Source organism: Corynebacterium humireducens NBRC 106098 = DSM 45392 (assembly GCF_000819445.1).
Classification (GTDB): domain Bacteria; phylum Actinomycetota; class Actinomycetes; order Mycobacteriales; family Mycobacteriaceae; genus Corynebacterium; species Corynebacterium humireducens.
Genome location: NZ_CP005286.1, coordinates 1,541,536 through 1,566,686, shown reverse-complemented (window position 1 = coordinate 1,566,686; position 25,151 = coordinate 1,541,536). Strand labels below are relative to the sequence as shown.

Here is a 25,151-nt window from a genome sequence, read left to right as displayed (position 1 = left end):
GAGGAGATTTACGCATGGCAATCATGACCGTTGGAGAGAAGTTCCCCGAGTTCGAGCTGCTCGCCCTCAAGGGCGGCAACCTGGCTGAGGCCAACGCCCAGCAGCCGGAGGACTACTTCGAGACCGTTTCCCTCGACAAGTACCCGGGCAAGTGGAAGGTCGTCTTCTTCTACCCGAAGGACTTCACCTTCGTCTGCCCGACCGAGATCGCCGCATTCGGCAAGCTCGACGAGGAGTTCCAGGACCGCGACACCCAGATCCTGGGCGGCTCCATCGACAACGAGTTCTCCCACTTCAACTGGCGCGCCACCAACGAAGAGCTGAAGGACATCCCGTTCCCGATGTTCTCCGACATCAAGCACGAGCTCATCCGTGAGCTGGGCGTCGAGAACGCCGACGGTGTCGCCGACCGCGCCACCTTCATCATCGACCCGGACGGCATCATCCAGTTCGTCTCCGTCACCCCGGACGCCGTCGGCCGCAACGTCGACGAGGTCCTGCGTGTCCTCGACGCCCTGCAGTCCGAGGAGGTCTGCGCATGCAACTGGCAGGCCAACGACCCGACCAAGAACATCAACAAGATGGACGTCGTTCAGGAGTCCCTGAAGTAAATGTCGATCGATAACCTGAGGAGCGCCCTCCCCGAGTACGCGAAGGACCAGAAGCTCAACCTGGGCTCCCTGACCCGTACCACCGAGCTCAACGAGCAGCAGCTGTGGGGCACCCTGCTGGCCTCCGCTGCCGCCACCGGCAACGACACCGTCTTCGCAGAGATCTCCGAGGAGGCCAAGGAGCACCTCTCCGACGAGGCCTTCGAGGCAGCCCTCGGCGCCGCCACCGTCATGGCCATGAACAACGTGGCCTACCGCGCGAAGCACTTCCTCGGCGAGGACTACACCAACGTCAAGTTCGGCCTGCGCATGAACATCATCGCCAAGCCGGGCGTCGAGAAGGCCGACTTCGAGCTGTGGTCCCTGGCCGTCTCCACCATCAACGGCTGCGAGAACTGCGTCGTGGCCCACGACAAGACCGTCCGCGAGGAGGGTCTGACCAAGGAGCAGGTCTGGGAGGCCGTCAAGGTCGCCGCCGTCATCCAGGCGGTCGCACAGACCGTCCAGATCGAGGCTGCACGCTAACTGCTTGCCGACGTACCCCACTTCGCCGCTCTCCGTCCCGGAGGGCGGCGTTCGTGGTTTCCGGGGGCTGTGGGGCAGGGGACGTGCGGCAATGGCGAACCCCGCCACCGGAGACCGGTGGCGGGGTTCTGGTCACTAAGGGGCAGTCCGGCCTAGTTGGCGGCGATGTCCAGCTCGGCGAGGTCGTTACGGTCGGCGTCGTCCAGCTGGATCTTCCACTGGATGGTGCCGTCGGCGTCCTCGAGCTCAGCCTCGTCGAGCAGGCCCTCCGGGTGCAGGGAGAGTGCCTCGCGGATGGCGTCCTCGGCGGTGACGGTGGCGTTCTGGGCGCGGACGATCATGTCCTCGTCGCCCTGGCGGTCGTCCTCGCGGAGGGTGCCGTCGAAGTCGACCTGCAGCTCGATGAGCTGGTCGCCCTGGACCAGGTCGATCTCGTAGCTGTCGGTGTCGTCCTCACGGTCGATGTCGACGATGATGCCCTCCGGGTACTCGGCCAGGGCGGCGTTGATGACGTTGAAGATCGGGTCCTCGCCGGCGACCTGGTCGGCGGTGTCGGCGGTGGTGACCGTGGTCTCCACCGGGGTGCCGCCCGGGGTCTCAACGGTGGTGACGACGGTGCCCGGGTCGTCCGCGGCAGTGTCGTCGGAGGTGGTGCAGGCGCTCAGTGCCAGGCCGGCGGTGGCGGCGAGAGCGATGGACTGCATGAGACGGCTCTTCATTGTGTTCACCTTTCGAGTGATGTGGGTTACATAAGCATGTGATTGTATGAGCCACGGTACATGGGTTAACGCCGTGTGAACACGAGATTGCGGAAAATCATTGACTGCTACGAGGCGGCAGGGAGTGTCCGGGAACGCGAATCGAGAGTCACTTCCGGTGTCTGGCCTGCGTGAATGGATTCCAGAACCCCCTGTACCGGTGTTCCCGACAGCACGAAACTAATTCCCCCCTGCCAGACCTGTAGGACAGTTGTGTGGTGGTCGCACGCTGTCTGTCACACCTGTCTGAGACCCTGTGGTCATGTCCAACACCTACGATGCCCCGAATCCCGTCAGTTACGCATGGTCGGCCGTGGACCCCGTGAGCCTCCGGCTCGCCGTCGACGAGTTCCTCGACACCCGTCTGCCGCGTGTTCTGGGTGGATCCGTGCCTTCTGCGCTGGCTCGGCTGGTGCACGTCGAAAAGCGAGCGGAGTACCTCCGTACCACCCTGGATCTCACCCGGCTCGGGTGGGAGGTGCCCGTCACCCACGGGGCGATGGAAGGGGATGACTCGGAGCTCCGCTGGACGTTCGAGTCCCCGTCGCTGCCCGTCATGCGTGTCGACGGTCGACGTGTCACCAGGATCCCCATGAGTACGCCGAACGGTGACCCGGTGCATCTGTGGGTGCATGAGCAGGAAGCAGAGAGGGAAGAGGTGGGGGATCCCCGCGCCGACTTTTTCGAACTCACCGCGGCGGCCCGGGAGATCATGGCTGTGTGGGAGGTCAGTCGGACGGAGACAACAGCCGTGTCGGTTCCGGTCCAGCAGTTCGTGGTCACGGATGAGGTGTTCGGACTGCCGGTGCCCGTCGTCCAGGAGCTCCGGATCCTCCTTCGTCCGGAGGGGTTCGCCGCGACCTGGGGGAGCCAGATCCCGGACCCGGTGATGTTCGGCACGGAAGGCCCCCTGCTCATGTGGTTCAGCGAGCCGGGCGCAGAGCTCCCCGCCGCTCTCCTCCTCTCCCACAGCTCCCAGTGGTTGAGGCCGGGGGAGGATGTGGACCTGACTTCACATCGCGCGGACCCCGTGCTCTACGGCGCCCGCGGGGACATCTCGCAGGTCCGGGCACTCGCGGAGTGGATAGCTGCCGGCCGACACCTGGCCTGGTTCCGGGAGAATCCCGACGAGTTCAACGCCCCGGAGATCGTGTGGGACGGTGTGCTGGCTGGGGTGCGGCTGGCCGGTCCGGACTTCCGGTACCTCGATCACATCAAGCCGATCTACGACCAGCCCATCGGTGAGGCGACCTGGCGCGACATGTCCACCTGGTTCACGTGGCAGAGCAGGGGAGACCGTTTCGGCTACGGCCACCTGACGTCGGAACTCTGCAGCGGTCGGCTCGGGGAGCTGGTGGAACGCTTCCTGGAGCTGTGGGACGCGCCCACCACGGCGTAGCGCCTCCGTCCGGGGCGTGTGGCCGCAGGGTATCGCCGATCCGGCGTCGTGCGTGCGGCAACGTCTATACACTGCAGGGCATGGACCTCTACGAGTACCAGGCCCTTGAACTCTTCGCCGCCCACGGCGTTCCGGTTCTGTCCGGAACGGTGGCTGAGACTCCGGCGGAGGCACGCGCGGCGGCGGAGCGGCTGGGCGGGGAGTGCGTCGTCAAGGCGCAGGTGAAGATCGGCGGCCGCGGCAAGGCGGGCGGTGTCCGCGTCGCGGCGGCGCCCGAGGCGGCCGAGCAGGCGGCGGAGGCGATCCTGGGGATGGACATCCGCGGGCACACGGTCGAGCGGGTGCTCGTCGTGGAGTGCGTGGAGATCGAGGCGGAGTACTACTTCTCGCTGCTCCTCGACCGCGCGCGGCGCTCCTACCTGGGGTTGTTCTCGGTGGAGGGAGGCGTGGACATCGAGAAGCTCGCCGCGGAGCGGCCGGAGGCGCTGGCCCGCGTGGAGGTCGACCCCCTCGAGGGCTTCGACGCCCACGAACTTGTCGACGCCCTCCCCGCCGACCTCCGCGACAAGGTCGTCCCCGTCATCCGGCGGCTCGCCGAGGTCTTCCGCGAGGAGGACGCCACCCTCGTCGAGGTGAACCCGCTCGTCCTCACGGTGCAGGGGGACATCATCGCCCTCGACGCGAAGATCACCCTCGACGACAACGCCGCCTTCCGTCACGACAACCGCGCGGAGCTCGCCGAGGCCGCCGACCACCTCGACCCGATCGAGCGACGCGCGAGCGAGCAGGGGCTCAAGTACGTCACGCTCGAGGGTTCGGTGGGCATCATCGGCAACGGCGCCGGGCTGGTCATGTCGACCCTCGACGTCGTGTCCGGGGCGGGGGAGCGGCACGGCGGGCAGAAGCCGGCGAACTTCCTCGACATCGGCGGTGGCGCCTGCCCGGAGACGATGACCGCGGCCCTGGAGATCGTCCTCTCGGACGAGCAGGTGCGCAGCGTGTTCGTCAACGTCTTCGGAGGCATCACGTCCTGCGACGCGGTGGCCACCGGCATCGTGGAGGCGCTCACTCACCTCGGGGACACGGCCCGCAAGCCGATCGTCGTGCGTCTCGACGGCAACAGCGTCGACGAGGGACGCCGCATCCTCCGCGAGTACGATCACCCCCTCGTCACCGTCGTCGACGACATGGACGAGGCCGCGGACCGGGTGGCGGAGCTCGCCGCGGTGACCCCGAGCGTCGTCTAGCGAAAGGCACCGACATGGCGATCTTCCTCAACTCCGAATCCCGCATCATCGTCCAGGGCATCACCGGGCGTGAGGGGCGGGAGCACACCGCCCGGATGCTCGCCGCCGGCGCGAACGTGGTCGGCGGCACCAACCCGAAGAAGGCGGGCGAGACGGTGACGGTCGGCGGCCACGAGCTGCCGGTGTTCGGCACCGTCGCCGACGCACGCGCGGCCACCGACGCGAACGTGTCCGTGGTGTTCGTGCCTGCCCCCTTCGTCCGGGAGGCGGTCTGCGAGGCCATCGACGCCGCGATCCCGCTCATCGTCGTCATCACCGAGGGCGTGCCCGTCCGCGACACCGCCGAGATGCTGGCGCACGCGCGGACGGAGGGAGGCACGCGGATCATCGGCCCGAACTGCCCCGGCATCATCCCCGCGGATATCAGCGGCCCCGGCCCCGTGGGACTGATCTCGAAGTCGGGCACGCTGACGTACCAGATGATGCACGCGCTTTCCGACGTCGGCATCTCCACCGCCCTCGGCATCGGCGGCGACCCCCTCATCGGCACCGCCTACATCGACGCGCTCAGCGCCTTCGAGGAGGACCCCGACACCCGGGCCATCGTCATGATCGGCGAGATCGGCGGCGACGCCGAGGAACGCGCCGCCGACTACATCCGGGAGCACGTGACCAAACCCGTCGTCGGCTACGTCGCCGGGTTCACCGCCCCGGAGGGCAAGACCATGGGGCACGCAGGTGCCATCGTCACCGGTTCCGTCGGCACGGCGCAGGCCAAGAAGGAGGCGCTCGAGGCGGCCGGTGTCCGGGTGGGCACCACGCCGACGGAGACCGCGGAGATCATGCGGGGGATTGTCGAGGGGATGTAGGCTGCCCGGGTCGCGTCGGCGGCCTATCATCGGAGCATGCTGGAGACCGGACGCACCCACCCCCTGGCAGACATCATTGACACGGTCCTTGCCGACCCGACCTCGGGCTCCGGCTGGTGCCTGTACACAGGCCCGGGGATGACCCCGGGGGAGTACCTCGTCGACGAGTACCCCGAGGTCGGCGATGACGATACCGAGACCTATCCGCCGGCGGTGAGGGAACGAGGTCTGGACTATTTCCTCAGTGGTCAGATGTGCGAGGACGTGATCCTCAATCTGGACCACCAGGGATCCCCACTTGATGAGGAGCTGTGTGCACGGGCGCTGCGCTTCTACTCTGAGCGGGACACCTTCCTCCCGGTCGAACCGGTCCCGCACCTGAGGACGCTGTCCCGCATCGTCGGACGGGTGGGGGAGTACCCCGCCGTCACCGACGCACACCTGAGCCCCGTCGTGCGACTCCGTGTGAGGAAACTCCTGGGGCGGGAGACAGCCGACACGCTGGTCGCACTGCAGGGGCGGGAACTCTCACCCGACATCAGGATCGATCTTGCAGGGTGGACCGATACCCCCTACCGGCGCGTCGCAGTCAGCGGCACGGGTGACACCTGGGCGGTGCGGGCCACCGATGGTCACGTGGTGTTCCGGGACGGGGCGGACGCGGCGGTGGATCTGCAGATCGGCGTGGAGGACTTCCTGCGGGTCGCTGACCTGTGGGGACAGTGCGGCGACGCGGACACGGGAGAGTTCCTGCGCGCCGTCGCACCCCTGCTTCCCGTGCCTGTCGAGCAGTGGAGGTGGCCCTGCCGGCTCTAGTGCGTGGCCGTGGTCTGCTGGTGGGATTTCATCGCCGCACCATCTCCAGAGACTTCAGCCGCACCTCGCCTTCCGCGTCGGAGGCGTCGAGGTCGACGACGGCGACAAGCTGGAAGGAGTTGTCGCCTTCCGGGTCCTTGATGATCTGCCGCGCGGTCCATTCGCGGCCGTCCTGCGACAACGTGAAGTAGTCGCCGGAGCGGGCGTCGGGCCCGATGTCGAGGTCGGCGTACTCGTCGAAGTAGGCGTCGAGCTCGGCACCCCAGTCGGGCTTCTCGTCGCGCTCGAGGTAGTCCAGGAGCTCCGCGAGGCGGTCCTCCTTCTCCCAGGCGAAGAGCTCGACGAGGCGCCACATGAGGTTGCGCACCATGATGGTGAACGCGCGCCTGTTGGCCGTCAGCGCCGTGGGGTCCTCGAGGCCGAAGGCGAGCTCGCGCTCCAGGTCCTCCTTGGAGATGGGGGTGTCCTCGTCGCCCATCTGCGCCCACTCGTCGATGAGGGAGGAGTCGACCTGACGGATGAGTTCGCCGAGCCACTCGATGACGTCCTCGAGCTCGTCGTTGAGCGAGTCCAGGGGGACGGACTGACGCAGGGTGCGCCAGGCGTCGGTGAGGTAGCGCAGGACCACGCCCTCGGAGCGGGCGAGGCCGTAGGTGGCGATGAGGTCCGAGAACGTCATGGCGTGCTCGATCATGTCGCGCACGACGGACTTCGGGGAGAGTTCGAACTCGCGGGCCCAGGGGGCGCCCTCGGTGAAGGTCTCGTAGGCGTCCTCGAGTTCCTCGGCCAGCGGCTGCGGCCAGGTGATGTCCTCGACGATGGCCATGCGCTCGGTGTAGTCGACACCCTCGGCCTTGAGGGCGGCGATCTCCTCGCCGCGGGCCTGCTTCTGCTGGGCCTGGAGGAGGGGTCGCGGGTCGTCGAGAATGGCCTCGAAGGTGGAGATCACGTCGACGGTGTAGCTCTCCGACTCCGGGTCGAGCAGCGTGAGCGCCGCCAGGGCGAAGGGCGAGAGCGGCTGGTTGAGGGCGAAGTCGCGCTGCAGTTCCTGCGTGAGGTGGTAGGGGCGACCCTCCTCGTCGGTCCCGTCCTCGGCCCTGACCACGATGCCGGCGTTGAGCAGCCCGCGGAACAGCTCCAGGGTGTGGAGGATGTCGCGGTTCTGCTTGGCGCGCGTGTCGTGGTTGGTGCGCAGCAGGTGCTTGAGGTGCTCGTAACCGTTGCCGGGGCGGGCGATGACGTTGAGCAGCATCGAGTTGGTCATGCGGAACTGCGAGCTCATCGGCTCCGGCTCGGCGACCGTGAGACGCTCGTAGGTCTTCTCCGACCAGGTGACCTCCCCCTCGCGGACGGACTTGAGGCGCAGCTTCTTCAGCTTCTTCGGGTCCGAGCCGGCGCGCTGCCGCAGACGCCAGTTCTCGATCTCGTGCTCCGGCGCCTCGACGACGACGGTGCCCTCGGTGTCGTATCCCGCGCGTCCGGCGCGCCCGGCGATCTGGTGGAATTCCCGCGACTTGAGGATGCGCTGGCGGGTGCCGTCGAACTTTGCCAGCCCCGTCATGAGGACGGTGCGGATCGGCACGTTGATGCCCACGCCGAGCGTGTCGGTGCCGCAGATGACCTTGAGCAGGCCCGTCTGGGAGAGCTTCTCGACGAGCCTCCGGTACTTCGGCAGCATGCCGGCATGATGGACGCCGATGCCGCGGCGCAGCAGGCGGGAGAGGGTCTTGCCGTAGGTCGTCGTGAAGCGGAAGTTGCCGATCTCCGCGACGATCCTCTCCTTGGTCTCGTCGTCGATGATCTTCAGGCTGGTCAGCGCCTGCGCGCGTTCGGTGGCCTCGCGCTGGGAGAAGTGGACGACGTAGATCGGCGCCTTGCCGTCCTGCAGCAGGTTCTCGATCGTCTCGTGCACCGGCGTGTACACGTAGGAGAAGTCCAGCGGCACGGGGCGTTCCGAACCTGCGACGAGCGAGGTCGTGCGGCCCGTGCGGGCGGTGAGGTCCTCCTGCAGGAAGGTCGTGTCACCGAGGGTGGCGGACATGAGGAGGAACTGCGCCTTCGGCAGCTCCAGCAGCGGCACCTGCCACGCCCAGCCGCGCTCCGGGTCGGAGTAGTAGTGGAACTCGTCCATGACGACCTGGTCGATCCGCGCGTCCGCGCCGTCCCGGAGCGCGATGTTCGCCACGATCTCCGCGGTCGCCGCGATGATCGGCGCCTTGCCGTTGACGGTGGCGTCACCGGTCATCATGCCGACGTTCTCCGGGCCGAAGATCTCGCACAGCGTGAAGAACTTCTCGCTCACCAGCGCCTTGATCGGGGCGGTGTAGAAGGAACGCTGCCCGCGGGCCATCGCGATGAAGTGCGCCGCGTTGGCCACCATCGACTTGCCCGAACCGGTCGGCGTCGCCAGGATGACGTTGTCGCCGGCCAGGATGCCCAGCGCCGCCTCCTCCTGCGCGGGGTAGAGCTCGATGCCGCGCCCCCGCACCCAGGCGAGGAAGGAATCGAAGATCGATTCATCCAGCAGGCTCTCGGGGACGTCGGACAGGTCGGGCAGCATCTGAGCGAGGTTCACACCTATTCACCCTAGCCGGACGGCAGGCGGGGGCGTTCCCGGACACAGAAACACCCTGCCGGCCCTCCAGGGGCAGACAGGGTGTCCGCTGTATCTATTCGTCGTCGTCCGGGTCCTCGTCGGGCAGCTCACGCGGCCCGCCGACCTCCTCGGTCCGGTTGTCCTCCTCGGTGGCGTCGAGGGCGGCGAGGAAACGCTCGAACTCCTCACCGATCTCATCGCCGGAGGGCATCTCGTGCTCCCCGGGCAGCATGGCCTTCGGATTGGAGGCGCGGTAGCGCTCCAGCTCCTCGTCGTACTGGCGCTCGAGGTGGGCGACGACCTGCTGGATCTCGTGGCTGTCGTCGACCTGCTCCGCCAGCTGCTGGGCGACGCGCTCGATGTCGATCTCGATCGCCCGGAGCGGGAGGGTGAGGTCGGCGGCGCGGGCCACGGCGTCGAGAAGCTCGTGGGTGGCGGCCGGGTACGGCGAGGCCGCGAGGTAGTGCGGGACGTGGGCGGTGAAGCCGGCGACGTTGAGGCCGCGCTTGTGCAGTGCACGCTCGAGCATCATGGAGGCCGAACCCGGCAGGATGACTTTCGAGTCGTAGGTGAACATGGAGTTCACCAGCTGCGGGGTGTTGCTGTGCGCGGACACCATGAGGGGACGGGTGTGCGGCACGGCCATCGGGGCCGCGTAGAGGCAGATGGTGCGGCGCACGCCGAACTTCTCCACCAGATCGGCGACGGCCTCGGTGAACGCCTCCCACCGCAGGTCCGGCTCGGGGCCGGAGAGCAGCAGGAAGGACCGTCCCTCGGTGTCCCGGAGCACGCGGATCCCGAGGTCGAGGTTCTCCATCCCGGTGATCTGGTTGTTGTCCATGGTCACGGCGGGGCGACGCGAGCGGTAGTCGATCAGCTCGTCGTTGTTGAACGATGCCAACGGACGTGAGTCCAGGGCCGCGAGCAGGTGGTCGGCGCTCGTCTGGACGGCGTGGCCGGCGTCGGCGTAACCCTGCAGGGCGACGATCAGCGTCGGGCCGTCCTGTGTCCCCGCACCCACCTCCGGGGCCGGGTACTCGAGCTCGTACATGCGGCGCTCATTGTCGTGCATACCCATCATCCTCCTTCGGCTCTAACGGCATACATTCGCTGCAACGCACCTCACACGGGTGTTATTCCAGTGAGGGTCCAGTCTAGCCGTACCATTCTGCCCGATCGGGTAATGATCCGCCAGCGCGCGTCCGTCGGCCTGTGGACAGGGTGGGGTTGTCCACAGGCACGGGTGCCGCTTTCCGACGCCCCCTTCCACCCCGCCCCGATCCAGGGCAGTGTGCGGGGCATGACAGCAGCCACGACGTCACTCAACTCGCCCGGACAGATCGCCGCCAACCTGCCGGGGATCCTCGGCTTCTACCCGCACGACTCCCTCGTCTTCGTCACGTTCTCCGAGACCGGCTCCCCGGACAAGATGGAACTGGGCCCGGTGCTGCGCATCGACCTGGATGACCTGGTGATGCTCCCCGAGCTGGCCCAGGCGGTGGAGGACATGGGCCAGGACGTGGTGTTCGGGTTCCTCGTCACCACCCGCCCGGACGCGGAGATCAACGAGGTCATCGACACCCTCGTCGCCATGACCCGCGCCGGGCTCCTCCGGCTCGACCTCGCGTGGGTGACCCGCGAGATCCTCACCGGCGAGCCCGTCCGGATCGGCTTCGGGCCGCCCTCGGCGCTCGCGGAGCTCGACGCCTCCTGGACCCACGACGTCATCGCCCCCGTGTCCAGCGCCCGGGCGATGGAGCCCCTGCTGGAGCAGGGGGAGCTGCCCGACCTGAACCGGGCGGAGGCGCAGGAGCATTTCCGACGCGCCAACCCCCATTTCGACGAGGCGGAGTGCGCGTACCTCACCCGCTTCGCCCTGGAACGGGCACACGAGCTGTCGCCCACGGTCTACCCGGCGCTGGCGGCCGACGCCCGCCTGTTCATCGGGGAGGCCCGCGACGTGCCCCTCGACGACCTGCTCGCCGACGAGGAGGTCCTGCTCACCGTGGCGACCCTCCTGGGCACCCTCGAGCTGCGTGACCTGCTCATCGAGGATGTCCTGCAGGAGCCGGGCACCGGCGCGCAGCTCATGCTGGCGGTGGCCCGGACGTTCACGGGTTTCATCCGGCACAACGCGCTGGCGGTCTACGCGCTGTGCATGGTGGAACTGCGTCTGACGATGCGTTCCACCCACGCCCTGCTGGCCGTGCTGGAGGAGGACCGCAGCCACTCGCTCTCACAGCTGCTGCTCGTGCCCGCGCAGGCCGGGGAGTTCGAGTTCATGGTGCGGTCCGTGCGGGAGGGCTCCCGGATCGTGCGGGCCAACCACGGGGTGGAGCCTAGCGTCGTGTCGACCAGGCCCGGTCACCGAGACGGCTGGTGAACGCCCAGGCGTCGGTGACGATCGTCTCCAGGTCGGTGCGGGTCGGGTTCCAGCCCAGCTCCCGCCGGATGCGGTCGGAGGAGGCGATGAGCGTCGCCGGGTCACCCGCGCGGCGCGGCGCCACCTCCGCGGGAATCGGGTGGCCGGTCACCTTCCGGCACATCTCGATGACCTCGCGCACGGAGTAGCCGTCCCCGGAGCCGAGGTTGTAGATCCGGTGACGGCCCGGCTCGTTCGTCTCCAGCGCCAGGACGTGCGCGTCCGCGAGATCCCGGATGTGGATGTAGTCACGGACCGGGGTGCCGTCGGCGGTGGGCCAGTCGTCGCCGAACATGAATATCTGCTCACGGTGCCCCAGCGCCACCTGCAGGACCAGCGGGATGAGGTGGGTCTCGATCTCCCGGTTCTCGCCGATGTCACCGTAGGCGCCGGCCACGTTGAAGTAGCGCAGACTCGTCGCCGCCAGCCCGTGGGCGTGGGCGTAGGAGGTGATCATGTGGTCGATCGTCAGCTTCGACGCCCCGTAGGGGTTGGTCGGCTGCGTCGGCATGTCCTCGGTGATGGGCACGACCTCCGGCTCACCGTAGGTGGCGGCGGTGGAGGAGAAGACGAGGTTGGTCACGTCGGCGGCGCGCATGGCGTCGAGAAGCACGAGCGTAGTGACCACGTTGTGCCGCCAGTACTCCTCCGGGTGCTCCACGGACTCGCCGACCAGCGAACGGGCGGCGAAGTGGAGGACACCGTCGAAGCCGCCCTCGGAGAACACGTCGGCGGCGACATCACGGATGTCGCCCTCGACCAGGCGTGCGCCCGCGGGCACCGCCTCCCGGTTGCCGGTGCTGAAGTTGTCCACCACCACGACCTCGTGGCCGGCCTCGAGGAGGACCTGCGCACACACGGAACCCACGTACCCGGCACCGCCGGTGACCAGCAGCTTCATCAGACGAGCTCGACGCGGACGGCGTGGGCGAGTTCGGGGTTGAGCTCCACGTCGGAGTTGCCCGATGACAGACGGATCGTGCCGCCCTCGTGGGTGACGGTGACGGTGGCGCCGACACCGATGCCGGCGTCGACGAGCCGGGAGAACTGCTCCAGATCCACCTGGAGGATCTCGTTGAGCTGCACGATGCGTGCCTCCACCGGCTTGCCCTCCGGCAGGTCGACGGCGCGGATTCCGTGGTCGGCGGTGGCGGGACCCACCACGCCCAGGGCGTCCAGCCCCGGGATCGGGTTGCCGAAGGGGGAGCGGGTGGCGTCATCGAGGACCGCGACGACGCGCTGCTCCACGGCCTCGCTCATGACGTGCTCCCAGCGGCAGGCCTCGTCGTGGACCTGGTGGATGTCCAGGCCGAGGATGTCGGTGAGCAGACGCTCGGCGAGGCGGTGCTTGCGCATGACGGCGGTGGCCAACTCGCGGCCCTCCGGGGTCATCTCGAGGGAACGGTCCGGGCGGACGACGACGAGGTTGTCACGCTCCATGCGTGCGACGGTCTGGCTGACGGTCGGACCCGACTGCTCCAGACGTTCGGCGATACGGGCCCGGAGGGGGACGATGCCCTCCTCCTCGAGCTCGTAGATCGTCCGCAGATACATTTCGGTGGTATCGACCAGATCCTTCACAGCCACAACGCCTTTCTGCAAGTCACATTGGGTAGAAGCCTACCCTAAAGGAGAACGCCCTCCCGGGGTCCGGGAGGGCGGTGCCACCCGTGTCAACGGGTGTTGATCATGGGGTGCTCAGACGCTTCAGAGAGCGTACTCGCGGAGCCGGTCGGCGCGGTGACCGTCGCGCAGCTTGCTCATGACCTCACGCTCGATCTGGCGGACACGCTCACGGGACAGACCGAAGCGGCGGCCGATCTGGTCCAGGGTGCGCGGCACACCGTCGTCGAGGCCGTAACGCAGACGGATGACGTCCTGCTCGCGGTCCTCGAGGGTGCCCAGCACGGCGCGGATGTCCGAGTGGCGCATGGTGGCCACGACCGCCGACTCGGCGTCGGTGGCCTCGGCGTCCTCGATGAAGTCACCCAGCGGAGCCTCCTCGTCGGCGCCGACGGGCATGTCCAGGGACACCGGGTCACGGGACTGGCGGAGCAGCATCTCGATGCGGGACTCCTCGATGCCGGACTCCTCGGCCAGCTCCTCGTTGGTGGCCTCGCGGCCCAGGTGCTGGTACATCTCACGCTTGATGCGGGAGAGCTTGTTCACCTGCTCGACGAGGTGGACGGGCAGACGGATCGTGCGCGACTGGTCGGCCATGCCGCGGGTGATGGCCTGGCGGATCCACCAGGTGGCGTAGGTGGAGAACTTGAAGCCCTTGGCGTAGTCGAACTTCTCCATCGCGCGGATGAGGCCCAGGTTGCCCTCCTGGATGAGGTCGAGAAGCGGCATGCCGCGGCCGGTGTAACGCTTCGCCAGGGAGACGACGAGACGCAGGTTGGCCTCCAGCAGGTGTGCACGGGCCTTGTTGCCGTCCTTCGCCAGGACCTTGAGGTCACGCTTCATGGCGCGGGTCAGCTTCCGGTCCGACTCCAGCAGATGGGCGGCGTACAGGCCGACCTCGATCCGCTGGGCGAGTTCCACCTCCTCCTCCGCATTCAGGAGCGCAGTGCGCCCGATTCCGTTGAGATAGACACGGACCAGGTCCGCGGACGGGTTGTCGTTCGTCTGGCCGCGACGGCTCCCGCGGTCGGTGGTCTCTACGTCAGAATCCTGCAGGGAAGGGTTGGTCATCAGGAGGCCTCCTATTTTCGCCGGTCTTAAAGGTACAACGTTCCGGAGGTCCCTTTTGTTCCCGAAAGCCGGATCAGCACTCCACGAGCACCGTGAACGGCCCCTCGTTGACCGATGTGACCTGCATCATCGCACCGAAGACACCCTCCTCCACCGGGATGCCCCGGGCCCGCAGGCCCTCGGCGATCCGCGCGATGACCGGCTCCGCCACCTCTCCCGGCGCGGCATCCGACCAGCTGGGGCGCCGCCCCTTCGCGGTCCGGCCGTGGAGGGTGAACTGGCTGACCAGCAGGACCGATTGTCCGGCCTCGGAGACGCTCTGCTCCCCGTCCAGGATGCGCAGCTCCGCGATCTTGCGCACCATCGTCTCCCACGCGTCGGGGGAGTCCTCCCGGCCGACGCCGACGAGCGCCAGGATGCCGGGGCCGATCTCGCCGACGACCTCCCCGTCGACGGTCACCGAGGCCGAGCTCACGCGCGTCAGGACGGCCTTCACAGGACCAGCTCCGCCGGCAGGACCAGGCCGTGACGCACCAGGTCGACGATCGCGGGCACGGCCGACTCGAGCAGCTGCTCCTCGTCGAGGTCGTTGGCCATCGCGTAGAGGCCGACGACCTCCCCGAGCGACAGCCCCTGCGGGTGCAGGCCGGCGACGATCGACGCCAGGTGCTTGTCGACGTCGTGCGACCACCGTGGTCCGTCCGTGCGGGTCAGCCGCAGGGCGGCGGGGGCGAAACCCACGCCGGCGTCGAGGTCGGCCTGGGAGATGTCCTCCCGGGCGAGACCGGGGCGGGCGAGGAACGTGGCGGCCGACAGGTCCTCCGCCGAGCGGTGCCGCAGCCAGGCGATCCGGTCGAAGTACTCGTCGACCTCGGGGCCCAGGGGATCGGTGAAGGCCTGGGGCATGGTCTCGGCCATGATGTCGGAGGGTTCGTCGCCGATCTCGCGGATGGCGACGAAACCGAAGCCGATGCCGGTCACGCCGTGGTCGGCGAAGTGCCGCAGCCAGGCCTGCGTGCGTTCCGCAGCCGCGGGGGAGCGGGGGTCGAGGGACTCGTCGCGCAGCCACGTGCCGACGTAGTGGGCCGGGTCGGCGACGTCCCGCTCGATGATCCACGCCGCGACGCCGCGCCGGGGCAGCCAGGAGGCGACGCGGGAGGCCCAGGACTCCTCGTGGGTGTGCACCCAGGCGGCCAGCAGGTGGGCGGTGCCACCCGGGGCGAGGTGGTCCGCCGCCTGGGAGACGACCAGCTCGGACGCGCCGTCGAGGTTGAGGCCCGAGTCCCGGTAGACGTGGCCGACCTCCGGCAGACCGACGACGAACGGGGGGTTGGCGACGATGCGGTCGAAGGTCCGGCCCGCGACCGGCTCGAACCAGGGGCCCTGGAGGAGTTCCACGTGGGCGTCGGCACCCGCGAAGGTGGCGGCCGCCAGCTCGAGGGCCCGCGGATGGATGTCGGTGGCCGTGATGTGCGCGGCGATGCCGACCTGGCCGAGGGCCTGGACGCCGGAGCCGGTGCCCAGGTCGAGGACGGTGTCCACCGGGGTGACCGGCGTGGACTGGAGCAGCGAGAGGCTCGCCGCGCCGACGCCGAGCACGTGGTCGGGGCCGGGGACGTGTTGCGTCATGGAGGCGTCGGCGTCGGAGAACACCCAGCGGTTCTCGCCGACGATGACGTGCGGACGGATGTCCAGCACGGGTGTCACCGTGCCGGTGCGGTCGGCGCGGACGGCGCCGGCGTCGAGAAGCCGGGTGGCCAGGGAGGCGCCCACCAGATCGGCGAGGGCGGTGGCGGGGAGGGCGTCGCGGAGCACGAAGAAACGGATGAGCCGCGACAGCAGGGAGTCGTCGGAGGCGACGTAACGCACGGCCGCGGGTTCGCCGCGGTGCATCGCCTCGGTGGCGTTCGGGCCCAGGTGGGCGGCGATGCCGTCGGCGGTGAACCCGGCCTCGCGGAACAGGGTGATCAACTCGGGGGCGAGTGCGGCGAGAGTCACTTGGTGTCCTCCTCGTGGTCGATGATGTCGGATTCCCCGGCCTCCAGCTCCGGGCGTTCCGGAGCCTCCAGCCGGGCCTTCTCGGCCGCGTCGACGGCGGCGTAGTACTCGCGGGCCGCCTGCGGCTTGTACACGTTGCGGGTGCGCTTCTCCCGGACCTCACCCTTGCCGTTCGCGATGACCACCGCGATCCACGGCAGCGGGACGGAGATGAGGAAGAGGACGCCGGAGAAGACCCAGTCACCCAGCCACAGGTAGCTGCCGGCACTGACCAGCAGCGCCGGGAGGCGGGAGAGCTGGAGCCACGTGTAGACCCGCTCACGGTGGCGCAGATTCTCGGCGGGGGAGCGGCGGGCGGTGGTGATCAGCTCCGCACGGCGGCGTCGCAGCAGTCGGCGGCGACGGCGGCCAGCGCCGGTCGGGGATTCGTCCGCGGGGTCCTCAACGGCGTCGAAGGTGTCCTGATCCATACAGCTCAGGGTAGCCCTGTGTGCCTTTCCGGTCAGATGTGGGGCATGATGGTTTGCGTGAAGACCAGTACGAAGACCATCGAACGCACCGACATCAGGGAAGACACCGACCTCGACGACGGCACCCCGAAGTTCTTCCACTACGTCAAGAAGAACCAGATCGTCGAGTCCGCCGTGAGCGGCAGCATGGTCGTCGCCCTCTGCGGCGAGACCTTCCCGGTGACCAAGCAGGCCAAGCCGGGTTCGCCGGTGTGCCCCGACTGCGAACGGATCTACAAGGGCCTGCGTCGCAAGTGAGTGGGGCCGCGAAGGGGCAGCTCCGCGCCTGGCAGCGGTCGGCGCTGACGAAGTTCCTGCTCCACAAACCGAAGGATTTCCTGGCGGTCGCGACCCCGGGCGCCGGCAAGACGACGTTCGCGCTGCGCGTGGCCACCGAGCTCAAGTCCTCCCGGACCGTCGACCGCATCATCGTCGTCGTGCCCACCGAGCACCTGAAGATCCAGTGGTCCCAGGCCGCCGCCCGCGTCGGACTCGCCCTCGACCCGCACTTCACCAACGCCTCCGCGGTCAACCCCGCCTACGACGGCGTCGTGGTGACGTACGCGCAGGTGTCCATGCACCCGTACAAGCACCACGCGGTGTGCTCGGCGAAGCGCTCCCTCGTCATCCTCGACGAGATCCACCACGGCGGTGACGCCAAGAGCTGGGGCGACGGCATCCGGGAGGCCTACGCCGACGCCGAGCACCGGCTCGCGCTGACCGGTACGCCCTTCCGTTCCGACGACGCCGCCATCCCCTTCGTCCGCTACGAGGAGGACGGCGAGGGGCACCTCGTCTCCCGCTCGGACCACACCTACGGCTACGCCGACGCGCTGGCCGACGGCGTCGTCCGCCCCGTCGTGTTCCTCGCCTACTCGGGTGAGGCCCGCTGGCGCACCTCCGCCGGCGAGGAGTACGCCGCCCGCCTCGGCGAGCCCCTCAACGCGGAGCAGACGGCACGGGCCTGGAAGACCGCGCTCGACCCCAAGGGCGACTGGATTCCGGCCGTCCTGCAGGCCGCGCACACCCGCCTGCTGCAGCTGCGCAAGAACATGCCCGACGCCGGCGGCCTCGTCATCGCCACCGACACGGCCACCGCCCGTGCCTACGCGCGGATCCTGGAGAAGATGTCCTCGACCCCGGTGGCGGTGATCCTCTCCGACGAACCGGGCTCCTCGGCCCGCATCGAGGAGTTCTCCGGCAACACCGACGAGTGGATGGTCGCCGTGCGCATGGTCTCCGAGGGCGTCGACGTCCCCCGCCTGGCCGTCGGCGTCTACGCGACGTCCGCCGCCACCCCGCTCTTCTTCGCCCAGGCCATCGGCCGTTTCGTGCGTTCCCGCATGCCCGGCGAGACGGCGTCGGTGTTCCTGCCCTCCGTGCCGGTCCTGCTGGGCCTGGCCGAGAAGCTCGAGACCTCCCGTGACCACGTCCTGGGCAAGCCCGACCGCCCCCAGGAGGGCTGGGACGACGAGGCGCTCGCCGAGGCCAACCGGGAGCAGACCGAGAAGGACGAGGAGAAGTCCTACGAGTCCCTCGGCGCCGAGGCCGAACTCGACTCCCTCATCTACGACGGCTCCACCTACGGCACCGCCACCTTCGCCGGCTCCGACGAGGAGGCCGACTACCTCGGCCTCCCCGGGCTTCTCGACGCCGAGCAGATGAAGGCCCTCCTGCGCAAGCGGCAGGAGGAGCAGCTCGACGCCCGCGACGCCGCCGCCAAGGCCGATGAGGAGGCCCGCCAGTCCGCGGGCAACCGGGCGGCCGCCGAACGGGTGGCCAGCGACGAGATCCCGCAGCTGCGCAAGGAACTCAACGCCATCGTCTCCATCACCGCCGGTCGCACCGGCCGCCCGCACGGGGCCATCCACACCGAGGCCCGCAACGCCTGCGGCGGACCACCCACGGCCCTGTGCACCGCCGAGCAGCTCCGGGACCGGATCGCCTATCTCCGTCAGTGGTGACTCCCAGTTCAGGCCCGGTTCCCCGGTCCTGCGACGGGAAACTGCCCGATTCTGTGGTTAGTGTGGAGGAAAACACTGGACACCACACCGAAAGTTGACGAAGATGAGCAACCCCTTCAATTCCCACCCGCCCCAGGGGGAGCCGCAGGAACCCGGCCCCGACCGGGCTGCGACGCCCCCGAACTACGAGGCCTACCGGTACCCCTCCGGTGGCGCGGACGCCACGCCGGCCCCCACCCCGGTCCCGCCCACTGATCCCGGGTATGCCGGGTACGGGGGTTCGGCGGGCTCGGCCGGGTACGGCGGCTACGGTTCCGCCGGTGGTTCCGACGCCGCCTCGACGTGGGCGGTGGACGAGAGGAAGAACGGCGTCGCCGGCTGGGCCCTCGGCGTCGGCATCCTGTCCCTCCTCGTCGCCGTGAGCGTCGTGGCGACGGCCTTCGCCGTCATCTTCGGCCTCGTCGGTCTCATCATCGGCATCATCGCGCTCGTCCGCGGACGCCGCATCAACGGTCCGGGGCGCCGCACCGGCATGGCCGTCACCGGCCTGGTGCTGTCGCTCATCGCGATCGGCCTGTCCGTCATCTTCTGGGTGCTGATGGCGGTGGTCCTGTCGGACACCGGCATGATGGACTGCATCAGCATCAGCGACCCGACCGAGCGGCAGCAGTGCGTGGAGCGTGCGATCGACACCTGGCTGAACCAGTAGCCATGAGCTCCGCGACCCCGTCCACCACCCCGCAGAAGGTCCGCTACATCGCACCGGACCTGGCCCGGGGTCTGGCGCTGCTCGGCATCGCCGTGGCGAACCTCCCCACCGCGTGGGCCATCCCGGTGAACGCGGACCTCGCCGCCGGGTTCGGAGGCATCTACGGCACCCCCACCCTCGCCGAGTCCGTCGCGGTCGTGTTCCACGGCATGTTCGTCCACGTCCGCGGACTGGCGATGTTCTCCACGCTGCTCGGTTTCGGCGTCGGCCTCATCACGATGAGCCTGTGGCGGCGCGGTTTCCCGCCGAATGAGGCCCGGAAGGTGATGTGGAGGCGGTACGGGCTGCTCGCCCTCATCGGCGTCGTCCACCTGGTGCTCCTCTTCTTCGGCGACATCATCGTGCAGTACTCCGTGATTGCGATGATCCTCATCGGGTTAATCACCCTGCGTGACCGCACCCTCCTGATCATCGCGTGGGTGCTCATCGGCCTGCAGGTGTTCGTCACCTCGCTGGTCGCCGCCGCGATGGTGCTCTACCCCCAGTTCACCGACATGTTCCCCGACATGAGTGACATCAGCATCGACAGCTACGCCCAGTACCTCGGTTTCAACACGATGGGACTGCTGGGCACCCTGGCGAGCCTGCCGCTGGTGGTCCTCATGCTGGGGCCGATCATGATCATCGGCTTCGTGTGGGCGCGGAGAGGAGTGCTTGTCGACGTCGACCAGCACCGCCGCCTCCTCCTGACCTGGGTGGCCGTGGCCGCCGCCGTCATCCTGGTCATCGGCCTGCCCTGGGGACTGTCCTCCATCGGGGTGCTGCCGGCCGCCTGGGAGATGCCGCTGTCCATCCTCAACAACAGCCTCGGACTGCTCACGGGCCCCGGCATCCTGGCGCTCGTGGCCCTGGTCTTCCGCGGCACCACCGACACCCTCAACCCGGCGCTGCGCGCCTTCGTGGCCCTCGGCCAGCGTTCGATGTCGGGCTACATCCTGCAGTCGGCGCTCTTCGTCATCCTCACCCAGCCCTTCACCCTCGGCCTCGGCCGCGAGTCGGGCATCCTGGTGCAGATGGGCATCGCCTCCGGCGTGTGGCTGGCCACCCTGCTCTGGGCGTACGTGTGGGACTGGCTCGGCTGGCCCGGCCCCGTCGAGTGGGCGCACCGCCGTGCCAGCTACGGCCGTGCGGGCCTGCCCGCCGCGTACCGGCCGCAGCTGCCCTAGACAGAGAGGAACCGCCCCCGGTCGATGACCGGGGGCGGTTCTCTGCTTTCAGTGGCCGGACTAGTCCAGGTAGTCGCGCAGGACCTGCGAACGCGACGGGTGACGCAGCTTGGACATCGTCTTCGACTCGATCTGGCGGATGCGCTCACGCGTGACGCCGTAGACCTGGCCGATCTCGTCGAGGGTGCGCGGCATGCCGTCGGTCAGGCCGAAGCGCAGACGGACGACGCCGGCCTCACGCTCGGACAGCGTCTGCAGCACGTCCTGCAGCTGGTCCTGCAGGAGGGTGAAGGAGACGGCGTCGACGGCGACGACGGCCTCGGAGTCCTCGATGAAGTCACCGAGCTGGGAGTCACCCTCGTCACCGATGGTCTGGTCCAGGGAGATCGGCTCGCGGGCGTACTGCTGGATCTCGAGGACCTTCTCCTCGGTGATGTCCATCTCCTTGGCCAGCTCGAGCGGGGTGGGCTCGCGGCCGAGGTCCTGGAGCAGCTCACGCTGGATACGGCCCAGCTTGTTGATGACCTCCACCATGTGCACCGGGATACGGATGGTGCGGGCCTGGTCGGCCATGGCGCGGGTGATCGCCTGACGGATCCACCAGGTGGCGTACGTCGAGAACTTGTAGCCCTTGGTGTAGTCGAACTTCTCCACCGCGCGGATGAGGCCCAGGTTGCCCTCCTGGATGAGGTCCAGGAACGCCATGCCGCGGCCGGTGTAGCGCTTGGCCAGGGAGACGACCAGACGGAGGTTGGCCTCCAGCAGGTGGTTCTTGGCCTTCCGGCCGTCGCGGGCGATGGCCCGCAGGTCACGCTTGACCGCGGGGGTCAGCTTCGCGTCCTTGTCGCCGGCGGCGAAGGCCTCCTCCATCTGCTCCATGCGGTAGGTGGCGTACAGGCCGGCCTCGATGCGCTTGGCCAGGGACACCTCCTGCTCCGCGTTGAGCAGCGCCACCTTGCCGATCTGCTTGAGGTAGGCACGGACGGAGTCGGCGGAGGCGGTCAGCTCCGCGTCCTTGCGGGCCTGACGGAGGGCGGCGGACTCGTCCTCGTCCCAGACGGAGGCACCCTCGTCCTCTTCCTCCTCCTCTTCCTCTTCCTCTTCACCGAGCTCGTCCTCGTCGAGGTTCTCCTCGTCGAAGTCCGGCTCCTCGGGCTCGAGGTCGTCGTCCAGCTCGTCCTCGAGATCCTCGTTGTCGACCTCGGCCTTGGTGGTGGCCTTGGTGGCCTTCCGGGCCGTCTTCTTGACGGCCTTCTTGGCGACCTTGCGCGTGGTCTTCTTCGCGACCTTGCGCGCGGTCTTCTTGGCGACCTTGCGCGCGGTCTTCTTCGCCACCTTCTTGGCGGCCTTCTTCACCGGGGTATCGGCGGCCGACGCAGTAGTCTCTGCATTGTCGGTCGCTGCATTGCCTGAAGAATCCGTGGCTGCCACGTACGCCCTTTCGCCTAGCCAACATGAATGTGTTCGTCCCTGTGAGGGGATGGGGAACCGGCCCCCGGGACCACACTAGTGAAAATCCGCCGACGTCCACCGTCGGCATGGTCTTCACGATCAACCGCCCAGTATAGAGCAATTATTCCCCGGCGGTTCAACCGCCCTTGGTCTACGCCCGCCCGGTCAGGGCGTCACGTGCGCCGCGACGGCCATGGCGGCACCCACGATCCCGGCCCGGTTGCGCAGCTGCGCCGGGAAGACCGGGGCCTCCACCTCCAGCAGCGGAACCCACTTCTCGTGCTCGCGGGAGATGCCGCCCCCGACGATGAACGCACCCGGGTTGAGCAGGCGTTCGTACTCGGCGAGGACCCGGTTGACGCGCTTGGCCCACTTGCGGAAGCTCAGCTCGTCCCGGTCCTTCGCCGCCGAGGAGGCCCGCTCCTCCGCCTCGAAGTCACCGATCATGAGGTGGCCGAGCTCGGTGTTGGGGAACAGGTGGCCGTCGATGAGCAGCGCCGAGCCGATGCCCGTGCCGAAGGTGAGGAACAGCGCGGAACCCTGGCGGGCCCGCGGATCGCCGAAGGCGACCTCGGCGATGCCGGCGGCGTCGGCGTCATTGAGCACGGTGATCTCCCGGTCGCCGAGGTGGCGGGCGAAGAGCTCGTGGACGTCGGTGCCGATCCACGACTCGTCGATGTTCGCCGCGGTGCGGGCGATCTGCGCCTTGATGACGCTGGGCATCGTCAGGCCCACCGGGCCGTCCCACTCCGCGAGGCGCACGATCTCGGCGACGGTCTTCGCCACCGCCTCCGGGGTCGCGGGCCGCGGCGTCGCGATCTTGATGCGGTCGCCGACGAAGTCACCGTTGTCCAGGTCGACGCGGGCCCCCTTGATCCCGGAGCCGCCGATGTCAATGCCGAAGCCGATGTTGGTCATGGCGCCCAGCATACAAAGAGCGGGCACAATGGGCCCCATGACTTCTCACGATCCTGCCCACCTCCGTGACCTCCGTGACATCGCCGTCGAGGTCGCCGTCGCCGCCGGTGAACGCATCCTGGCCAAGCGGGCGGAGCTCGCCGAACAGGGGGGTGGGGACATCCGCGGTTTCTCCACCACCAAGACCTCCGCGGTGGACCCCGTGACCGTCGTGGACACCCTCGCCGAGGACTACATCGTCGACCGGCTGCTCACCCTGCGTCCCGACGACGGCATCATCGGGGAGGAGGGGAGCGAGCGGGCGTCGGCAAGCGGTGTCTCCTGGGTGGTCGACCCCATCGACGGCACCGTGAACTTCCTCTACGGACTGCCCGAGTACGCCGTCTCCATCGCCGCCGCCGTCGACGGGGAGGTGCTCGCCGGCTGCGTGGTCAACGTCCCGCGCGGCCTGGTGTACTCCGCGGCGCTGGGCCAGGGGGCGACCCGCTCCGGGGACGGGCAGGAGATCGGGCTGCGCTGCAACGACGTCAGCGATCCCGCGCTGGCGCTGGTGGCGACCGGATTCTCCTACTCCTCCACGTGGCGTGCCCAGCAGGCCGCGCTGCTGGCGACCGTGCTGCCGCAGGTCCGTGACATCCGCCGCATGGGGGCCGCCGCGCTCGACTTCTGCCGCGTCGCCGAGGGAACCGTCGACGCCTTCTACGAGCACGGTCTGCACTGCTGGGACTTCGCGGCCGGCGCGCTCATTGCCCGGGAGGCGGGGGCGGTCGTGCACACCCCCCGGCTGTCGACGCCCGGGTCCGCCGGCGAGGCCGTCTCCGCCGCCGCCGGTCCACTGGCCGGGGCGTGGGCCGAACTGGTCTCCGGGGCCGGTGTGCTCAGGCCGCTCACCGGTCGTTGAAAAGGTCGCGGAAAACCCCAGGAAACACCCCCGCGAACTGGGAGTATGACACACGGGGAATTCTGGCTTAATATGCGGCACGATACTACGCACATCGGCCGTGGACCGCGGACGATCTACACGTGAAGGATGTACGAGTTATGGCGACTGATTACGACGCCCCGCGCCGCCGCGTCGAGGACGAGCTCGACACCGACTCCCTCGAGGGTCTCAAGGCCGCGGAGAGCCAGAGCCCCGGCATCGACGATGACGGTGAGATCGTCGAGCCCTTCGACCTCCCGGCCGTCGACCTCTCCGGCGAGGAGCTCAACGTCACCGTCGTGCCGAAGCAGGCCGACGAGTTCACCTGCGCGGAGTGCTTCCTGGTGCAGCGTCGTAACCGTGTCGCCTTCACCCAGGACGACGGTTCCGAGGTCTGCCTGGACTGCGCCTAAGGAGCCCGGAGACACAGAAGCGCCTGCCCACCCCACGGTGGACAGGCGCTTCTCGTCTTCTCCGGGCGACCTCAGCGCTCGAGGTGTGCCAGCGAGGTGTCGGTCTGCTCCGGCAGGAACGCCCGGAGCACCTCCTCCGGGTTGCGGGTGCTCACCAGCCAGTAGGGGGTGGGGTCCTCCGGGTCGTCGAGGACCAGCATCACCATCTCGTGGATCCACCCATGCGACGCCACGAAGGCGGCCGGGTCGAGCTGACGGCCCATCGCGTTGCGCTTCGCCGTCGCGGGGACGGCCAGGGAGCGGGACACCACGGTGTGGGGGAGGTTCGCGGACTTCACCGACAGCCACCGCGTGCCGTCGGGATCCTGCTCGACCGTGAGCACCGTGGACGACCAGCTCAGCAGCACCCACACCGCGATCGCCGACAGGACGACCAGCGGCACGATCAGCCACATGATGGTGCGGTTGTGGTAGAGCTGCATCGACGTCAGCACCACGAGGAAGGCCGCCAGGAACCACCAGTAGAGCGGTACCCACTGACGCTCACGGTAGAGCGTGCGGACGGGGGAGGCAGAAGCAGAACCGGTGTCACTCACGATTCACCACTCTAACCCATGGGTAGATTGGTGCCCGTGACGTACATGAGTGAATACAGCCCGGTCCGCATCACCCGACTGGACAAGGACCTGCCCCTTCCCGCCCGCGCCCACCGGGGTGACGCCGGCGTCGACCTCTACGCGACCACCGACGTGACCCTGGCGCCGGGGGAGCGGCAGCTCGTCGGCACGGGCATCGCCCTGGCCCTGCCGCTGGGCACCGTCGGCCTCATCCACCCGCGTTCCGGGCTGGCCGCGAAGCAGGGGCTGAGCATCGTCAACGCGCCCGGCACCGTCGACGCGGACTACCGCGGGGAGATCAAGGTGTCCCTCATCAACCTGGACCCGCACACCCCGATCGAGATCACCCGCGGCATGCGGATCGCGCAGCTCGTGATCCAGCGCGTCGAGCTCGTGGACTTCGTGGAGGTCGACGAACTCGACGCCACCGAGCGGGGAGCGGGTGGGCACGGGTCCACCGGCGTTCATTAGCCGCTAGTACAGTGG

At 68.6% G+C, this 25,151-nt stretch carries 26 protein-coding genes; 14 read left to right on the top strand and 12 right to left on the bottom strand.

Annotated features, from left to right (window positions below; all coding sequences use genetic code 11):
- Positions 1-14 precede the first annotated feature (14 nt).
- Both B842_RS07820 and ahpD read left to right on the top strand, forming a co-directional pair.
- Entirely contained in the window at positions 15-611 is a 597-nt protein-coding gene (locus B842_RS07820; protein ID WP_040086009.1) for a peroxiredoxin, read from the top strand.
- Positions 612-1,136 carry an alkylhydroperoxidase, AhpD family gene (gene ahpD / locus B842_RS07815; protein WP_040086008.1) on the top strand — a complete coding sequence of 175 codons (525 nt, stop codon included), beginning with the start codon at positions 612-614 and terminating at the stop codon, positions 1,134-1,136.
- A gap of 152 nt (positions 1,137-1,288) precedes the next feature.
- On the opposite strand, the gene B842_RS07810 is transcribed toward ahpD, so the two are convergent.
- Entirely contained in the window at positions 1,289-1,855 is a 567-nt protein-coding gene (locus B842_RS07810) for a hypothetical protein (protein ID WP_040086007.1), read from the bottom strand.
- Between the two features lie 301 nt (positions 1,856-2,156).
- On the opposite strand from B842_RS07810, the gene B842_RS07805 reads away from it, so the two are divergent.
- From B842_RS07805 to B842_RS13195, 4 genes are all read left to right on the top strand, one after another.
- Positions 2,157-3,293 (top strand): hypothetical protein, encoded by a 1,137-nt coding sequence (locus B842_RS07805; protein WP_156119474.1) that lies wholly within the window; start codon positions 2,157-2,159, stop codon positions 3,291-3,293.
- Positions 3,294-3,373: 80 nt separating this feature from the next.
- Positions 3,374-4,540, top strand: coding sequence for an ADP-forming succinate--CoA ligase subunit beta (gene sucC, locus B842_RS07800; protein ID WP_040086005.1), 1,167 nt, complete (start codon positions 3,374-3,376; stop codon positions 4,538-4,540).
- A 14-nt stretch (positions 4,541-4,554) separates the two neighbouring features.
- Positions 4,555-5,409, top strand: a complete 855-nt coding sequence (gene sucD / locus B842_RS07795; protein ID WP_040086004.1) for a succinate--CoA ligase subunit alpha — start codon at positions 4,555-4,557, stop codon at positions 5,407-5,409.
- 36 nt (positions 5,410-5,445) lie between these two features.
- On the top strand, positions 5,446-6,225 hold the full coding sequence (locus B842_RS13195; RefSeq protein WP_052437820.1) for a DUF7716 domain-containing protein: 780 nt from the start codon (positions 5,446-5,448) through the stop codon (positions 6,223-6,225).
- Between the two features lie 28 nt (positions 6,226-6,253).
- On the opposite strand, the gene B842_RS07785 is transcribed toward B842_RS13195, so the two are convergent.
- Both B842_RS07785 and B842_RS07780 read right to left on the bottom strand, forming a co-directional pair.
- Entirely contained in the window at positions 6,254-8,785 is a 2,532-nt protein-coding gene (locus B842_RS07785) for a DEAD/DEAH box helicase (RefSeq protein ID WP_040087457.1), read from the bottom strand.
- Positions 8,786-8,894: 109 nt separating this feature from the next.
- A complete protein-coding gene (locus B842_RS07780) occupies positions 8,895-9,893 on the bottom strand; it encodes a PAC2 family protein (protein WP_040086003.1) in 999 nt (332 codons plus the stop codon).
- 228 nt (positions 9,894-10,121) lie between these two features.
- Here B842_RS07780 and B842_RS07775 point away from each other — a divergent pair, with 228 nt between their 5' ends.
- Positions 10,122-11,204 (top strand): DUF4192 domain-containing protein, encoded by a 1,083-nt coding sequence (locus B842_RS07775; RefSeq protein ID WP_040086002.1) that lies wholly within the window; start codon positions 10,122-10,124, stop codon positions 11,202-11,204.
- On the opposite strand, the gene galE is transcribed toward B842_RS07775, so the two are convergent.
- The 6 genes from galE to B842_RS07745 all read right to left on the bottom strand — a co-directional run bounded on the left by galE (position 11,161) and on the right by B842_RS07745 (position 16,405).
- On the bottom strand, positions 11,161-12,144 hold the full coding sequence (galE, locus tag B842_RS07770; RefSeq protein WP_040086001.1) for a UDP-glucose 4-epimerase GalE: 984 nt from the start codon (positions 12,142-12,144) through the stop codon (positions 11,161-11,163). The genes B842_RS07775 and galE overlap by 44 nt on opposite strands.
- Entirely contained in the window at positions 12,144-12,824 is a 681-nt protein-coding gene (locus tag B842_RS07765; protein ID WP_040086000.1) for a metal-dependent transcriptional regulator, read from the bottom strand. Before B842_RS07765 ends, galE begins: the two co-directional genes overlap by 1 nt.
- A 126-nt stretch (positions 12,825-12,950) precedes the next feature.
- Entirely contained in the window at positions 12,951-13,937 is a 987-nt protein-coding gene (locus tag B842_RS07760) for a sigma-70 family RNA polymerase sigma factor (protein WP_040085999.1), read from the bottom strand.
- Between the two features lie 73 nt (positions 13,938-14,010).
- Positions 14,011-14,433, bottom strand: coding sequence for a D-aminoacyl-tRNA deacylase (gene dtd, locus B842_RS07755; RefSeq protein WP_040085998.1), 423 nt, complete (start codon positions 14,431-14,433; stop codon positions 14,011-14,013).
- Complete coding sequence (locus B842_RS07750) at positions 14,430-15,935, bottom strand: DUF7782 domain-containing protein (protein WP_040085997.1); 1,506 nt, start codon at positions 15,933-15,935, stop codon at positions 14,430-14,432. The genes dtd and B842_RS07750 overlap by 4 nt, the downstream gene beginning before the upstream one ends.
- Positions 15,932-16,405 (bottom strand): DUF3099 domain-containing protein, encoded by a 474-nt coding sequence (locus B842_RS07745; RefSeq protein WP_052437818.1) that lies wholly within the window; start codon positions 16,403-16,405, stop codon positions 15,932-15,934. Before B842_RS07745 ends, B842_RS07750 begins: the two co-directional genes overlap by 4 nt.
- A 57-nt stretch (positions 16,406-16,462) precedes the next feature.
- On the opposite strand from B842_RS07745, the gene B842_RS07740 reads away from it, so the two are divergent.
- From B842_RS07740 to B842_RS07725, 4 genes are all read left to right on the top strand, one after another.
- Positions 16,463-16,702 carry a DUF3039 domain-containing protein gene (locus B842_RS07740; RefSeq protein ID WP_040085996.1) on the top strand — a complete coding sequence of 80 codons (240 nt, stop codon included), beginning with the start codon at positions 16,463-16,465 and terminating at the stop codon, positions 16,700-16,702.
- A complete protein-coding gene (locus tag B842_RS07735; RefSeq protein ID WP_040085995.1) occupies positions 16,699-18,408 on the top strand; it encodes a DEAD/DEAH box helicase in 1,710 nt (569 codons plus the stop codon). Before B842_RS07740 ends, B842_RS07735 begins: the two co-directional genes overlap by 4 nt.
- Positions 18,409-18,511: 103 nt before the next feature.
- Positions 18,512-19,117, top strand: a complete 606-nt coding sequence (locus tag B842_RS13190; RefSeq protein WP_052437817.1) for a DUF4190 domain-containing protein — start codon at positions 18,512-18,514, stop codon at positions 19,115-19,117.
- Positions 19,118-19,119: 2 nt separating this feature from the next.
- On the top strand, positions 19,120-20,343 hold the full coding sequence (locus B842_RS07725; protein ID WP_040085994.1) for a DUF418 domain-containing protein: 1,224 nt from the start codon (positions 19,120-19,122) through the stop codon (positions 20,341-20,343).
- A 60-nt stretch (positions 20,344-20,403) separates the two neighbouring features.
- Here the strand turns inward: B842_RS07725 and B842_RS07720 are convergent, their stop codons facing one another.
- Together B842_RS07720 and ppgK are read right to left on the bottom strand one after the other, a co-directional pair.
- Positions 20,404-21,774, bottom strand: a complete 1,371-nt coding sequence (locus tag B842_RS07720) for an RNA polymerase sigma factor (RefSeq protein ID WP_040085993.1) — start codon at positions 21,772-21,774, stop codon at positions 20,404-20,406.
- 186 nt (positions 21,775-21,960) lie between these two features.
- Positions 21,961-22,713: a polyphosphate--glucose phosphotransferase gene (ppgK, locus tag B842_RS07715; protein ID WP_040085992.1), complete on the bottom strand. Its 753-nt coding sequence runs from the start codon at positions 22,711-22,713 to the stop codon at positions 21,961-21,963.
- A gap of 37 nt (positions 22,714-22,750) precedes the next feature.
- Here ppgK and B842_RS07710 point away from each other — a divergent pair, with 37 nt between their 5' ends.
- Positions 22,751-23,614 carry an inositol monophosphatase family protein gene (locus B842_RS07710; RefSeq protein ID WP_082028409.1) on the top strand — a complete coding sequence of 288 codons (864 nt, stop codon included), beginning with the start codon at positions 22,751-22,753 and terminating at the stop codon, positions 23,612-23,614.
- 140 nt (positions 23,615-23,754) lie between these two features.
- Positions 23,755-24,048 (top strand): DUF4193 domain-containing protein, encoded by a 294-nt coding sequence (locus tag B842_RS07705; RefSeq protein WP_040085991.1) that lies wholly within the window; start codon positions 23,755-23,757, stop codon positions 24,046-24,048.
- A gap of 71 nt (positions 24,049-24,119) precedes the next feature.
- Here the strand turns inward: B842_RS07705 and B842_RS07700 are convergent, their stop codons facing one another.
- Positions 24,120-24,644, bottom strand: coding sequence for a DUF3093 domain-containing protein (locus tag B842_RS07700; RefSeq protein WP_040085990.1), 525 nt, complete (start codon positions 24,642-24,644; stop codon positions 24,120-24,122).
- A gap of 45 nt (positions 24,645-24,689) precedes the next feature.
- Between B842_RS07700 and dut the strand changes: the two genes are divergently transcribed.
- Complete coding sequence (gene dut, locus B842_RS07695; protein ID WP_211257069.1) at positions 24,690-25,136, top strand: dUTP diphosphatase; 447 nt, start codon at positions 24,690-24,692, stop codon at positions 25,134-25,136.
- Positions 25,137-25,151 lie beyond the last annotated feature (15 nt).

Bases quoted from the DNA above. Each gene is read 5' to 3' on its own strand.
- dut (WP_211257069.1), top strand. From the start codon at position 24,690: ATGAGTGAATACAGCCCGGTCCGCATCACCCGACTGGACAAGGACCTG.
- B842_RS07745 (WP_052437818.1), bottom strand. From the start codon at position 16,405: ATGGATCAGGACACCTTCGACGCCGTTGAGGACCCCGCGGACGAATCC.
- galE (WP_040086001.1), bottom strand. From the start codon at position 12,144: ATGAAGCTGCTGGTCACCGGCGGTGCCGGGTACGTGGGTTCCGTGTGT.
- B842_RS13190 (WP_052437817.1), top strand. From the start codon at position 18,512: ATGAGCAACCCCTTCAATTCCCACCCGCCCCAGGGGGAGCCGCAGGAA.
- B842_RS13195 (WP_052437820.1), top strand. From the start codon at position 5,446: ATGCTGGAGACCGGACGCACCCACCCCCTGGCAGACATCATTGACACG.
- B842_RS07725 (WP_040085994.1), top strand. From the start codon at position 19,120: ATGAGCTCCGCGACCCCGTCCACCACCCCGCAGAAGGTCCGCTACATC.
- B842_RS07760 (WP_040085999.1), bottom strand. From the start codon at position 13,937: ATGACCAACCCTTCCCTGCAGGATTCTGACGTAGAGACCACCGACCGC.
- sucC (WP_040086005.1), top strand. From the start codon at position 3,374: ATGGACCTCTACGAGTACCAGGCCCTTGAACTCTTCGCCGCCCACGGC.
- B842_RS07775 (WP_040086002.1), top strand. From the start codon at position 10,122: ATGACAGCAGCCACGACGTCACTCAACTCGCCCGGACAGATCGCCGCC.
- B842_RS07810 (WP_040086007.1), bottom strand. From the start codon at position 1,855: ATGAAGAGCCGTCTCATGCAGTCCATCGCTCTCGCCGCCACCGCCGGC.
- ahpD (WP_040086008.1), top strand. From the start codon at position 612: ATGTCGATCGATAACCTGAGGAGCGCCCTCCCCGAGTACGCGAAGGAC.
- B842_RS07710 (WP_082028409.1), top strand. From the start codon at position 22,751: ATGACTTCTCACGATCCTGCCCACCTCCGTGACCTCCGTGACATCGCC.
- B842_RS07785 (WP_040087457.1), bottom strand. From the start codon at position 8,785: ATGCTGCCCGACCTGTCCGACGTCCCCGAGAGCCTGCTGGATGAATCG.
- B842_RS07820 (WP_040086009.1), top strand. From the start codon at position 15: ATGGCAATCATGACCGTTGGAGAGAAGTTCCCCGAGTTCGAGCTGCTC.
- ppgK (WP_040085992.1), bottom strand. From the start codon at position 22,713: ATGACCAACATCGGCTTCGGCATTGACATCGGCGGCTCCGGGATCAAG.
- B842_RS07705 (WP_040085991.1), top strand. From the start codon at position 23,755: ATGGCGACTGATTACGACGCCCCGCGCCGCCGCGTCGAGGACGAGCTC.
- B842_RS07805 (WP_156119474.1), top strand. From the start codon at position 2,157: ATGTCCAACACCTACGATGCCCCGAATCCCGTCAGTTACGCATGGTCG.
- B842_RS07780 (WP_040086003.1), bottom strand. From the start codon at position 9,893: ATGCACGACAATGAGCGCCGCATGTACGAGCTCGAGTACCCGGCCCCG.
- sucD (WP_040086004.1), top strand. From the start codon at position 4,555: ATGGCGATCTTCCTCAACTCCGAATCCCGCATCATCGTCCAGGGCATC.